This is a genomic window from Legionella rowbothamii (genome assembly GCF_900639985.1).
In the GTDB taxonomy this organism is placed as follows: domain Bacteria; phylum Pseudomonadota; class Gammaproteobacteria; order Legionellales; family Legionellaceae; genus Legionella; species Legionella rowbothamii.
Window position 1 is genome coordinate 76,494 of record NZ_CAAAIM010000005.1, and the last position, 12,030, is coordinate 88,523.

Sequence of the window (12,030 nt, forward strand, 5' to 3'; positions counted from 1 at the left end):
TTTTTTATAGGATAACAACATGGGAACTTTCTTTCTTGCGCTTTTAGTTATCATTGTTCTTGGGGTGATATGGGCTATTGGTATTTACAACACCTTAATCCAGTTAATAGAGACAATTAATAACGACAAAAAGCAAATTGATATTCAATTAGATCGCCGATTTAAGGTATTCCAATCCTTAATTGATACCGTTAAAAAATACATGGATTACGAGCAAACCACTTTGAAAGATGTTGTTGCCTTACGTAATCAAGCGCAAGCGGCTAAAGCAGCGGGTGATGAACAAGGGCGAATTGCGGCAGAGAATGGAATTTCGCAAATAGCATCGGGGCTTAATGTGGTTTTTGAACAGTATCCTGATTTGAAAGCAAATCAAAATGTGCTGCAATTGCAGGAAGAAATTGTGAATACCGAAAACAAATTAGCGTATTCCAAGCAAGCGTATAATGATGCAATTGAGCGTTATTATGCGAAGAAAAAGTCTTTCTTTGAATCAATGGTAGTAAATTATTTCCCTTCAGCGTTGAATAAAGAGTTTGTTTACTGGGGTCTTCCTGAAGAACAAGTTCAGGTTAGAGAAGACTACACCGTAAAATTTTGAGATAGACTATGAGTCTTGCTGACTATCATGGCAGTGCAGGTGACTGGCGCGAGCAAATAAGAAAAAACCAGCGTAAGACGCGTACGGTAATTGGATTATTTGTTGGTGTTTACTTTGTTGTCGGTTTTATTGCGGATATTGTGGTATTACAAGCCATGTATCCGGGTATTACCGTGCAACAAAGTATGAATGTCTTGATGCATTTTCGAGTGATTCCTTACGCGACATTGCTCATGGTTGGCTTTGCCGCGATTTCTCTACTAATCACGTATTCACTTTATGATCGCATCATGCTTTTAGGTACCGAGTATCGCGAGATCACCCCCCATAATGCGCAAAATGTGCAAGAACAGCAATTATATAATGTAGTAGAGGAAATGACTGTAGCTGCTGGCTTGCAGTATGTTCCCAAGGTTTTTATTATCGAAGCAGATTATATGAATGCTTTTGCTAGTGGGTATAGTGAAAAGTCTGCAATGGTTGCAATTACCCGTGGATTAATTGATAAATTGAGCCGTGCGGAATTACAAGCCGTTATGGCACATGAATTAAGTCATATTCGCCATGGTGATATTAAATTGACCTTAACCGTGGCCGTTTTGAGCAATATTTTGCTTATCGTGGTCGATATATTGTTCTATTCAGTTTTATTTAGACGCAACGGCAATGATCGACGCGATAATAATCAATTGTTCATGGTGATAATGATTTTGCGCTATGTTCTGCCTTTAATTACGGTTTTATTAACCTTGTTTTTAAGCCGCACCCGTGAGTATATGGCAGATGCAGGCTGTGTCGAGTTAATGCGTGATAATGAGCCCTTGGCTCGAGCTTTATTGAAGATTAGTTCTGATCATGAACAGCATGCTGATTATTATTCAGCAGAATATGGAAATACAGCTCATGAGGAAGTTCGCCAGGCATCTTATCTTTTTGACCCATCAGACATTGCGCCCATTAAATCCTTAAGTAGTGCCTTTGATACTCATCCCTCAATAGAGCAACGTTTGCGTGCATTAGGTTTTAATCGTAAATAATCCTCTGAATTTACGCCGATTAGAGTTCAAACCAACGATGTGTTGAATTTATTGACAGCAAATAGTACAATTTGACAACTTGATTGATTTGGATTCTTTCTTTATGCGCAATCATTCGGAGTACTCAGGAAAAATTATTCGTTCAGATAATGATGGTTTTGATGGGTTAATGTCTCAGGAGTTTTCTGAGATTTTTGCTCAAATGTGTAGTGAAGCAGGAGTGGGGGCTGTCTATGGGGGCGTAGGTGGCGTTGTTAGTAAGTATGTCTATTCATTTTTTAGCCCTGAAATGGTAAGTAATGCCGGTAATTTTCTTTCTTTTGCAGGTGTTGGTGCTCTCGCCGCACTTTTAAAATGGGTCCCGCAGCTATTAACCAAAGATTACTTGAACAACAACGATTATTTAGCTGAGCATACCATTCTGAAGTCCTTTATCGAAAACAGCTTGAAGTTGGCTTATAGTTTTGCCGCGGTAGCTGCTTCCGCCGCTCTAATCGGTTGCCCCGTAGGACCTACAGTCGCGTGCATGATGCTATTACCCACCATTACTTGGGTACTGACTTGCTTAAATGATGGACTCTCGGCGTGCATATCTGCGCACCTTGAGTCGAAATTACTCAAGGTGGCCTGACGCAGGCTGGATTTTATTGAACTTTATGGTGTTTTTGTATACAATTTGCCTGTTTACTTAATTTATGGGAGCTTATTTATGGCTGACAATATAATCGATAATGCAACGAGAACTATTAATGCTGAGGATGTTCTCTTAGAGGCAAGTACACAAGCACTGAGTGGTGCTATAGGTGGGGGTATTCTCGGCATTATTGGTAAATATGCTGGTTCCTTCTTTGTTCCTGAGCTAGTAAGCGGCGCTGGCGGCTTTAGCGCTTTTGCAGGAGTAGGGGCGTTAGCGGCGCTTTTAAAGTGGCTACCTGAATTACTAACAAATCAATATATAGACAAGAATGTCTTTTTAAAAGAGCATCCTCATCTGCAATCAATTATAAAAAATAGTTCGGGTTTGGCCTATAGTTTTGCTTCAGTAGCAGCTTCAGCTGCTTTAGTGGGGAGCCCCGTTGGACCTACCTTAGCATGCATGATGCTTCTACCAATGATCTGTTGGGCGCTCAATGTGATAAGAGATGTTATGAATCCTCTTATAGAGGAAAAACATTTTTCTTCTGAGGCGACTTCTGTCCCCAGCAGCTGTTAATGACGTGCAGCGCTAATTGAGTAATATTTTTAACGATCTGCTCATCTTTTAAATCAGATATGTCGCACACAAGACGTGTTATGAGGGCCGGGTTATAAAAATGGGCGGATTTTTCGGCTAACAAATGCATCTGTGCGATACTGCAAGCATGAATGCTGATTTGTTGAATGCATTGATTTACCAGCTTTTTTCCCACCATTATCTTGTCTAATACCCTATTTTTTGTTTATGATGAGGGATGATGATAATACCTTCTAGAAAAGGAATTTGGATGTGATGAAAAAGCAAGCGGTAATTCTGTCATTATTTTTATTAGGCAGTGGGCAAATAGTTTGTGCTGATGCTTTGTCCAGAACACGGACTGAAATGGCTAATGAAAACACTAGTAATGTATCAGGTTTTCTGAAAAAAATAACTCCAGAATTCCTTTATGGCTATACTGATTTTCACTTTAAGTCATCTTCTTCGGGGAATCAGAATCGTTACAATGGACACTCAAATCTTTATTCAGCCGGAGCGGATCACCTTTCTTTCGGTCCTAGCATAATGGCAGGTGTTTACTATTTTCGAGTGGATACGTCGTTAAATTCTGCGTTTTTCTTAGACCCAAGTCCATTGACTAAGACTTCACAAAATATAAAAAATGATACGATTTTTGGTCACGTATTAAAGATTTTTACACCGCAAATCTATTTGGATTTAGCTGCCGGTTACGGATACAACAAAATCAATAGTTATCTGACTGTTGCTCCGGGTACTATTGATGAGTCGCATGCCTATGCACGTAACGGGAGTGATAACTGGTTTGTTAGTGCCAATGGAATTTATAGAAAAAGCTGGCAAAAGTTTTTGCTAAGAGCAAATTTCGGCGTTTTATTTAGCCAAATTAGCACGGGACCTTATACCTATAAATTTCCTGCGCTAGAAACGGCGGTGCCAATTCAAGCCTTAACCAATAAAGCAACCTTGTTAATGGAAAATGCAGAGCTTGGTTATTTTATCAATCCTAAATTAATGCCTTTCATTAATGGTGGTTTATTTCAAGTAGCTCAGTTCTCAAATAGCCGTCCTATTGTAAATTCTGCTATTACGATTAATGGCACTCTACCCCAATTAAACATGAATAAAGACGGTTTTCGTTTAGGTGGGGGAATTTCCTATACGCATAAGAATGTTACAATGCGGGTTGAAGAAAAATATTACAATGCGAGCAGCACATTCCATAGTTTCCAAACCTTGGCCGCTATAGAATACCAGTTTTCTTAGGCATCTTAATCGCCTCAAATAATAAGATAATCGCCTTCCTGCCGCGGCTGGTCCGTGGCTGGTTGAAGTTGGGTAAAACATGAGAGAATTTCTCTGCACGTAGCCTTTACCTTCATTCGGAGTGAACGGTTACATTCAATGAAAGGACGAATTTTTGCAATGAATGCTCCGCAGTTTTTACCTAAAATGCTAAAATCCAAATTGACTCAATTTTCCCTGGGTCTTTTTTGTACAGCATTTATTTTTCTTGCGGATGTAATTCATCTTCCTTTAGTAAGTTTTCTTATCGATCAGTTAGATGATCGAATTTATGATCAAATTGTTCAATTAAATCGTCGCCCACATTTACCTAACCCCAAAGTGGTTATCATTGATATCGATGATCGCTCGGTGCAAAAGGAAGGGAGATGGCCTTGGCCACGTAATAAGCTAGCTGAATTAGTTAACAAATTAAAGGGGGCTGGGGTCGTAACTATTGGTACGGATATGGTTATGGCTGAACCTGAGGTAAATTATGCCATCGGTTTAAAAGAAGAACTAAGGCCATTGGTCCCTAAACTCCCGGCTAATCAACAACAGCTCCCCGATTTATTAGAGGCAATTGCGCCACAAGTTGATAATGACCTTATTTTTGCTCACTCTTTATTGGAGCATAATGTCGTTTTGGGTTTTTTATTTCATAACGATCAAGTGGTTAAAAAGGGAGTTTTACCTTCCCCGTTAACTACGCCAAACAATACTTTTATTTATCGAGGTGATATGCCTTTGTATCAGTTTTCTGGATATAACGGTTGTTTGCCTTTGTTTCTTAATGCGGCGACTCAAGCGGGCTCGGTAACGAATCTTCCTGACTCCGATGGCTCAGTACGTCATGGACTGATGATAGCTAGCTATGATAACAAACTCTATGCCACTTTATCATTGGCAATAGCAATGAATTATTTGATGGTTGATCATGTCACTTTGACTAATGCTGATGGTGATTTAAGCGGAATCCAAATTGGGGCTGTGTTTATACCAACGAACTCTAGAGGCCAAATCCTTATACCTTTCTGGGGGCTTCCTGGCACCTTACCTTATTATTCTGCAACCGATATTATGCAAGGCAACTTTAATCCTGAGGAGTTACAAGGCGCCATTGCGGTGATTGGCTCAACCATGATTTTGCTTGCCGATTTGCACCAGTCTCCAGTAGCTCAATCATTCCCTGGGGTGGAAATGGTAGGCAACATGGTGCAAGGAATTGTGGGGCAACAGCTTGTTGCCCAATATAATTGGCATACTACAAGTGCTCGCTTGTACCTAGTATTATTAGGATTCTTTTTCTCCTGCATCTTTGCCTTTGTCGGGGTTACAGGCATGTTAGCGCTAGCGTTTATAAGCATACTGGCGACCCTAGCAATTTCTGTTTATCTTTTTGTCGCTAAAAGTTTGTATGTACCCTTAGCCTTCATTTTGGTCCTGATTACTCTACAGACTCTGGCTAACTATGCTTATTTATTTATTATGGAGCGGCGGCAAAAGAGAAAAATTAATCAGTTGTTTGGTCAATATGTTCCTGAGCAATATGTTAAAGAGTTAATTGACTCTCCAGAACAATACAGCATGGAGGGGCAAGAGCGGAATATGACCGTGCAGTTTAGTGATATACGCAATTTTACTACCATCAGTGAGTCGTTGGAGGCTTCGAATGTTAAACGCTTATTAAATACATTTTTTACTCCAATTACTGAAATAATTTTCAGCTTCCGTGGCACCATCGATAAATATGTGGGCGATATGATTGTCGCTTTTTGGGGGGCGCCCATGGTCGATGATGAGCATGCTTATCATGCGGTTATGGCCTCGTTAGCCATGATAAAGAGCTTGCCTGAAATCAATGAAAAAATGATAGCAACGGGACTTCCTGCCGTAAATATTGGGGTGGGTTTGGCAACAGGCTTAATGAACGTAGGGGACATGGGATCTGAATTCCGTCGTGCTTATACCGTTCTTGGCGATACGGTAAACCTTGCTTCGCGGTTGCAAGATTTAACCAAATTTTATCATGTAAATATTTTAGTGAGCGATGGGACTCATGCTGCCGATGATCGATTTGTATGGCGGCCAGTAGATAAGATAAGAGTTAAGGGGCGTAAAACGGGATTGATTATTTATCAACCAGTTGGTTTGCGTACAGAGGTTGCTGATGCAGTTATGGCTGAATTGGAGGAATACCAGGCAGCTTTAGATGAATATTATGCGGGTAACTGGTCGTCCGCAGAAAAGAAATTTGATATTCTGAAAAGCAAGTCGCCGGAAATTTATTTGTATCAAATGTATCTTGAGCGCATTAAAGGATTCCAGGAGGAACCACCTGCTGAAGATTGGAGTGGTATTTATGTTCATCTACATAAATAATTAATGTTTTGTTTATTGTACAGGGAAAAATATGAAGAGAATAATTTTAATCGGACTTTTATCCATGACGGCCCAGGTTTTCGCTGAGTCCGCCGCTAAGGTATTATTTACTCAGAATAAGGTTACAGCCTCTCATGGAGGTAGTACGCGTACTCTTTCACGTGGTTCCGCTTTAGAGGCGGGTGATGAAATTGTTACCGCGGCGGAAGCTGCGGTGCATCTTCAGTATTCAAATGGTGCTTTAGTGAATATTGGTTCAAACTCAGCATATAAGATTCACGCTTATGCGCCAAAGCAATCTGGCGTGCAAATTGATGCAGAGTTAACCCATGGAAAACTAGAAATTCAAAATAGTGGGAAAATCAAAGAGACACTAAAAACCCCTATTGTATCTCTTGCTATTCTTGGAACTCATATTCGTGTTGATGCGACCCGTTCTGCGAAGACGAATGCTAATCGTAAAAACAAGCAATGCGCAGGTGCTCGTGCTACCGAAAATACTTACGTGCAGGTTCTCGAGGGATTAGTTTCTGCCCGCGATAAGCTTTTGAGACCAGGAAAAAGTGTACGTGTTACCTGTGATCGCATTGTCGATGCTCCATTTCCACCGGATGGTATTGTTAATTCGCCATTAAACTCACCAGGAAAAATTGAAACTATGGCTGGAGGGGCTGTTGCGGATACCAATGTTTCAGATGAAGGCGCTTTAATTGCAACTTATGTAACTTCGAACCAGATTCCAGGTACGGTGACGACCGGCAGCATTGATTCCATTCAGGCTGTTACTGCTGTTGCAGATATTTCCTTAGCTTGTAGTACTGGTTTACCCTAGTCGATCGGGTTGCGTGCAACCCGATAATTGCATAAACCTGTATTACGACTGCGTCTAATACGGGGTACAAGTTTTGCGAGTATTTAAACCAACGTCGTAATTTCGTATGCAGCAATTCAGTACCGGTTCTTTGCGAGGTATGACCCTGGATTGTTTCACCTAGGCTTGCAATGATGATGGGATACAATGATAAAGTATCGGCCTAGACTTACTCACGTAAACCAACCCCTTTCTTTAATAAGAATAGATTCAATGCGGCTAATAAAATAAGCATGATACCAATAATACTCATTGCTAAACTCATATCGACTTCACTTTGACCAATCATTGCCTGTCTAAGGGCATTAACCATGTATAAAATTGGATTTAAAAGAGATACCTTTTGCCAAAAATTCGGCAACATCTCTGTACTGTAAAAAACACCGCCTAAATAGGTTAGTGGAGTGAGCACAAAGGTGGGGACGATCATAATGTCATCAAAATTACGGGCAACCATAGCATTCGTAAAACCGGCTAAGGAAAATATCGCAGACACCAATAAGACCACCAATAAGGTCATGGGTAAATGACTTAACTGAACCGTTAGAAAAAAGCTAGCAATAAGATATACTAAAATCGCAACAATTAACCCGCGTATCATCCCCCCTACAACATATCCCAGCAACAAAAAGCTATTATGCATGGGGCTAATTAGCATTTCCTCAATACTTTTTTGGAAACGGACACTGTACAGTGAAGACGATACATTGCCATAGGAATTAACAATTACCGACATCATAATTAAACCTGGAGCAATAAACATGGGATAACTAACTCCCTGGATTTCACCAATACGAGGGCCGATTAAGCTACCAAAAATCAAAAAATAAAGAGTTGTAGTGATTACCGGGGGTAAAAATACTTGGCTGGCAATACGGAACATTCGTACAACTTCACGTCGTACCAGCGTGTATAAAGAAACAAGTTGTTTTTCAATGGCCATTTTTTATAAGATCCAAAAAGAGTTCTTCCAAGCGATTTGTTTTATTACGCATACTGTTAATATTGATGCCTTGCTTGGTTAAGATAGTAAAAACCGCATTTAAGCTGTCATGTGTATCAACACGAATTTCTAAGGTATTGCAATCAATAAGGGTAGCGAGTAAAGGACTAAGATCGGGCAAGGTGTGGATAGGCTGTTCTGTATTGAAGACAAACGTTTGATGGCGTAAAGTTTGCAGTAAGGCTTTCATGGAGCTGTTTTTAATAATTTGTCCCTTATCAATAATGGCAATGTTTTTACATAACTGCTCAGCTTCTTCCAGGTAATGTGTAGTCAGGATAATTGTGGTGCCTTCCTGATTGGTACGTGATAAAAACTCCCACATACTATGTCGGATTTCAATATCAACACCGGCAGTTGGTTCATCAAGAATTAAGACCCGAGGTTGATGCACAAGCGCTCTGGCGATCATTAAGCGCCGTTTCATGCCTCCAGACAAATGGCGGACAATTGAATTGCGTTTATCCCATAATCCCAACTGATGTAAGAGTTCTTCCGCTTTGGGTAAGGCATTTTTTCGTGAAATGCCATAATAACCAGCCTGACTCAATAATACTTGCAGGCAGGTCTCGAAAATATTTAAATTAATTTCTTGGGGCACTAAGCCAAGACATGACTTTGCTTTTTCTGCATCTTTTTCCAGGTCATAGCCGCAAATGCTAATTGCACCCGAAGTTTTAGTCAGTAAAGTGCTTATTAAGCCAATAGTAGTTGATTTGCCTGCGCCATTCGCACCAAGAAGGGCAAAAAAATCACCAGTTTTTATCGTTAAATCAATGCCTTTTAGAGCATGAACTCCATTGGCATAAGTTTTAGATAGCTGTTTAATGTCTAAGGCATGCATATAGAATTCTGTGAAGATAAAACATTATTATACACAATAATTGCCTGATTATGCTGGTCGAGTCTCCTTTTTGCAGGTGGAATGGAGAGCTACTATTCCATTCGGTCAAGAGGTCTTGTTTTCATCCAACCGGTGATGCTGTATCGCGTTTGATTGGTTGTGACAACCTCATGAGGTAATTCGCTATTAAAACAAATGAGTCGATTTCCTTTGGGGGTAACCTTTTCAAGCAGCTGGTGATTGGTATTATAAAGATTTAATTGACCACCGTATTCATCTTGCCAGTTTTCGTTTAGATAATAAACAAAGGATACTTTTCTGGTCTTTTGTGCTGCAAATTGGTCGATATGTTTTTTGTAAAAAGTACCGGGTTGGTAACTTGCAAAATGGGTTTCAAATTCCTGGATGCCTAGAAATAGATTTTGATTGAGAATTTGGCATAACTGCTGAATTTGATTTATAAAAAACTGTATTGCTGGGTCATGGTTATCTGATTCTAGCCATAAAATTTCATCTGTACGGACGGCGTTATTTTGCTGTGAACTAATATTAAGACCAATTTTAGCGCTTCGAAATAAACCTTGTTTATATAATTCTTTCGCCGTAGTGCGAAGCGACAAATAATATTCCTGGGATAAGAATCCATCGAGGAGATGGAATCCTTGATTACAAAGATTATCAATAAGTAGCTCGGTATTTTCCTGCATTTAGCGTCCTTCAAGAAGATGTTGATGTTCACGCCATTGAGGCATAAATTGGCTCATAAACCCATAAAATCGTTTGTTATGGCTGGGTTCCAGCATATGAACTAATTCGTGAACCAATACATACTCCAAACAAATTTTCGGTTTTTTAATGAGGTTCAGATTTAACCAAATCCGTGCTGCATGAGGATTACAGGAGCCCCAGCGCGTTTTCATTTTCTTGATGCCCCATTGCTTGGTTTTGACACCAACAATGGTTTCCCAATGCAGAAGGAGGTTTGGAAGCAATAGCTCCATTTGACGTTTGTACCAAGTATCAACTAGGGCTTGTAATTGGGTCGGTGAACTCCCTGGCCGGATGTAGCAGTGTATGAGTTCATCGTGAAGTTCCACATGATTTGGACCATGGTGCTCTTCAATGATTAATAAGTAATTCTTTCCCATAAAAGGTATTGATACACCCGTTTGCAAAGGTAGATTTTCTAAAGGGGCGCGATTACGCATACGCTCACGATGTTCATGAATCCATGTTTTTTTTTCTTCCAAGGTTTTCCGGATTAAGCGTTCACTATATTTTAGAGGGGCGCTGACCCGGACTAAACCATCAGGGGGATAAATGCGCAGATTCATGTTCTTTATCGGCTTTCTTAAGACTTCAATAGAAATACCATCTAATTCGATAATCATACAACGGGAGAAGGAGGCTCTTTTTTCCCATTTTACTCTCTTTGTGTAGGGATACAAGGACTGTCTATATATTCGCCATTAATGTTTAAGACCATATTCACATTAGCGCGTTGATAGCGGGTTAAAATATCATATTGCTCTTTGGTAACGTAGCCATATGAGTCATTGCAATAAACTAATGAGTGAGCGTAGGGTTTTGGTGCCACTTGAAGGGGGATGTCGCATTCCCAGCGAAAGTGGGTTAAATCACAGTTTGCAAATGCGCTTGGGAGAGGCAAAAGGGATAACGCGATTAAGAACGAATAGTTTTTTCTCATTATGCACCTTCAGGAATATATATATTTATTTTTTTTAAGTATAGGATAATAATCTTAAAAAATTTGTTGTTTGCATGCAAGGATTGTTATGCTTTCATCTAGTTCTGAATATCTTATGGCTCTGCGTGAACGAGATTTCCTTCTCTTTTTGGAGTGGCCTAACTTTGTTGCCAAAAAATATGGGAAATCTGATGAACCTTTAGGTGGTGATGCCCTTATGGATTGTTTGATCTTCGAGTGGCTAAGTTATGGTTTTCGTGATGAAGATATCGAGCATATGGCCATTCTCTATGCAATTTCTGAGTTAACGACGTTGTTGCATTCTGGGGTATTAATGTATCAATTGATGACAACCACCTCCGCGCTATTCTCATGTATAGCTTTTCACACGCTTAATTTAAATGACACGGATTTTCCTGTGGGAGTGAATGAGCGCGAGATTTTTAAATTTATGGATGAAAAAACGCGGATGGGTTGGGGAAGTTCTAGTCTTTTTAGCGAGAGCCTCAGCTTAGTCCGCCATGATTTTTTAAAACGCACCTCATTGATTAATGAGGCGCAAGTATTGATTTCCTGTAAAAAAATATACGATATTAACTTTGTACTGCATGAAGTAAGCGAATATAAGAATAAACTTTATCGTGAGGAAGATAAGGAAAAGGGCAATAGTTTGTGTTACACGCGTTTGGGAATTGCGGAGGCCCTTCTGTCTTATTTAAAAAAGCAAACTGAGTTGGGCGATAAAGCCTTATCTGAAATAAATAACTATGTGATGCTGCTTCGGAAAGCCCAGCCTAAGAAGTGGGAGGAAAAGTTTTTAGATAAAATAGCTCCTCCTTCGCTCCTCATGCAGGTATCAAAGACTCTATTAACTTATTGTGCGTTCTTTTTTTCTAAAATAATTCCGGGGCCTTCAGGGGATAATAAAGTTGAGCCTATGCCTAAGGCTTCTGCCTAGCAAGCCATTAAAGCGTACTAGTCAACTTTCTTTCTTGCAAATAGTACGCTCGAATTATCGCGGCTTGACCGCGGTAATTCAGTCTCTCAGCTACGTTAACTAAATATGCTTAAGTACGCGTCATTAGAC

The 12,030-nt window shown here is 39.9% G+C and carries 13 protein-coding genes; 8 read left to right on the forward strand and 5 right to left on the reverse strand.

The window, feature by feature from the left end; genetic code table 11:
• Nucleotides 1-19 precede the first annotated feature (19 nt).
• The 7 genes from E1P08_RS09825 (at nt 20) to E1P08_RS09855 (ending at nt 7,349) form a co-directional block, all read left to right on the forward strand.
• A complete protein-coding gene (locus E1P08_RS09825; RefSeq protein WP_133136850.1) occupies nt 20-601 on the forward strand; it encodes a LemA family protein in 582 nt (193 codons plus the stop codon).
• 8 nt (nt 602-609) lie between these two features.
• Complete coding sequence (htpX, locus tag E1P08_RS09830) at nt 610-1,638, forward strand: zinc metalloprotease HtpX (RefSeq protein WP_133136851.1); 1,029 nt, start codon at nt 610-612, stop codon at nt 1,636-1,638.
• A 103-nt stretch (nt 1,639-1,741) separates the two neighbouring features.
• Nucleotides 1,742-2,269: a hypothetical protein gene (locus E1P08_RS09835; RefSeq protein ID WP_133136852.1), complete on the forward strand. Its 528-nt coding sequence runs from the start codon at nt 1,742-1,744 to the stop codon at nt 2,267-2,269.
• A gap of 78 nt (nt 2,270-2,347) precedes the next feature.
• The gene (locus tag E1P08_RS09840) at nt 2,348-2,851 is read left to right on the forward strand and encodes a hypothetical protein (RefSeq protein ID WP_133136853.1); all 504 of its coding nucleotides are present in this window, start codon (nt 2,348-2,350) and stop codon (nt 2,849-2,851) included.
• A gap of 276 nt (nt 2,852-3,127) precedes the next feature.
• A complete protein-coding gene (locus E1P08_RS09845; RefSeq protein ID WP_133137024.1) occupies nt 3,128-4,117 on the forward strand; it encodes an autotransporter outer membrane beta-barrel domain-containing protein in 990 nt (329 codons plus the stop codon).
• Nucleotides 4,118-4,255: 138 nt separating this feature from the next.
• Nucleotides 4,256-6,517, forward strand: coding sequence for a CHASE2 domain-containing protein (locus tag E1P08_RS09850; protein ID WP_242602426.1), 2,262 nt, complete (start codon nt 4,256-4,258; stop codon nt 6,515-6,517).
• A 31-nt stretch (nt 6,518-6,548) separates the two neighbouring features.
• Nucleotides 6,549-7,349 carry a FecR family protein gene (locus E1P08_RS09855; protein WP_133136854.1) on the forward strand — a complete coding sequence of 267 codons (801 nt, stop codon included), beginning with the start codon at nt 6,549-6,551 and terminating at the stop codon, nt 7,347-7,349.
• Nucleotides 7,350-7,557: 208 nt separating this feature from the next.
• Here E1P08_RS09855 and E1P08_RS09860 read toward each other — a convergent pair whose 3' ends face one another.
• The 5 genes from E1P08_RS09860 to E1P08_RS09880 all read right to left on the reverse strand — a co-directional run bounded on the left by E1P08_RS09860 (nt 7,558) and on the right by E1P08_RS09880 (nt 10,943).
• Entirely contained in the window at nt 7,558-8,331 is a 774-nt protein-coding gene (locus E1P08_RS09860) for an ABC transporter permease (RefSeq protein ID WP_133136855.1), read from the reverse strand.
• Complete coding sequence (locus E1P08_RS09865) at nt 8,321-9,235, reverse strand: ABC transporter ATP-binding protein (protein WP_133136856.1); 915 nt, start codon at nt 9,233-9,235, stop codon at nt 8,321-8,323. The genes E1P08_RS09860 and E1P08_RS09865 overlap by 11 nt, the downstream gene beginning before the upstream one ends.
• 92 nt (nt 9,236-9,327) lie before the next feature.
• Nucleotides 9,328-9,942, reverse strand: a complete 615-nt coding sequence (locus E1P08_RS09870) for a 2OG-Fe(II) oxygenase (protein ID WP_133136857.1) — start codon at nt 9,940-9,942, stop codon at nt 9,328-9,330.
• Complete coding sequence (locus tag E1P08_RS09875) at nt 9,943-10,626, reverse strand: M48 family metallopeptidase (RefSeq protein ID WP_133136858.1); 684 nt, start codon at nt 10,624-10,626, stop codon at nt 9,943-9,945. It lies immediately after the preceding gene.
• Between the two features lie 32 nt (nt 10,627-10,658).
• Nucleotides 10,659-10,943, reverse strand: coding sequence for a hypothetical protein (locus E1P08_RS09880; protein ID WP_133136859.1), 285 nt, complete (start codon nt 10,941-10,943; stop codon nt 10,659-10,661).
• Nucleotides 10,944-11,031: 88 nt separating this feature from the next.
• Here E1P08_RS09880 and E1P08_RS09885 point away from each other — a divergent pair, with 88 nt between their 5' ends.
• Nucleotides 11,032-11,901, forward strand: coding sequence for a helical bundle domain-containing protein (locus E1P08_RS09885; protein WP_133136860.1), 870 nt, complete (start codon nt 11,032-11,034; stop codon nt 11,899-11,901).
• Nucleotides 11,902-12,030: the final 129 nt, after the last annotated feature.

Bases quoted from the DNA above. Each gene is read 5' to 3' on its own strand.
- E1P08_RS09825 (WP_133136850.1), top strand. From the start codon at position 20: ATGGGAACTTTCTTTCTTGCGCTTTTAGTTATCATTGTTCTTGGGGTG.
- htpX (WP_133136851.1), top strand. From the start codon at position 610: ATGAGTCTTGCTGACTATCATGGCAGTGCAGGTGACTGGCGCGAGCAA.
- E1P08_RS09835 (WP_133136852.1), top strand. From the start codon at position 1,742: ATGCGCAATCATTCGGAGTACTCAGGAAAAATTATTCGTTCAGATAAT.
- E1P08_RS09840 (WP_133136853.1), top strand. From the start codon at position 2,348: ATGGCTGACAATATAATCGATAATGCAACGAGAACTATTAATGCTGAG.
- E1P08_RS09845 (WP_133137024.1), top strand. From the start codon at position 3,128: ATGAAAAAGCAAGCGGTAATTCTGTCATTATTTTTATTAGGCAGTGGG.
- E1P08_RS09850 (WP_242602426.1), top strand. From the start codon at position 4,256: ATGAAAGGACGAATTTTTGCAATGAATGCTCCGCAGTTTTTACCTAAA.
- E1P08_RS09855 (WP_133136854.1), top strand. From the start codon at position 6,549: ATGAAGAGAATAATTTTAATCGGACTTTTATCCATGACGGCCCAGGTT.
- E1P08_RS09860 (WP_133136855.1), bottom strand. From the start codon at position 8,331: ATGGCCATTGAAAAACAACTTGTTTCTTTATACACGCTGGTACGACGT.
- E1P08_RS09865 (WP_133136856.1), bottom strand. From the start codon at position 9,235: ATGCATGCCTTAGACATTAAACAGCTATCTAAAACTTATGCCAATGGA.
- E1P08_RS09870 (WP_133136857.1), bottom strand. From the start codon at position 9,942: ATGCAGGAAAATACCGAGCTACTTATTGATAATCTTTGTAATCAAGGA.
- E1P08_RS09875 (WP_133136858.1), bottom strand. From the start codon at position 10,626: ATGATTATCGAATTAGATGGTATTTCTATTGAAGTCTTAAGAAAGCCG.
- E1P08_RS09880 (WP_133136859.1), bottom strand. From the start codon at position 10,943: ATGAGAAAAAACTATTCGTTCTTAATCGCGTTATCCCTTTTGCCTCTC.
- E1P08_RS09885 (WP_133136860.1), top strand. From the start codon at position 11,032: ATGCTTTCATCTAGTTCTGAATATCTTATGGCTCTGCGTGAACGAGAT.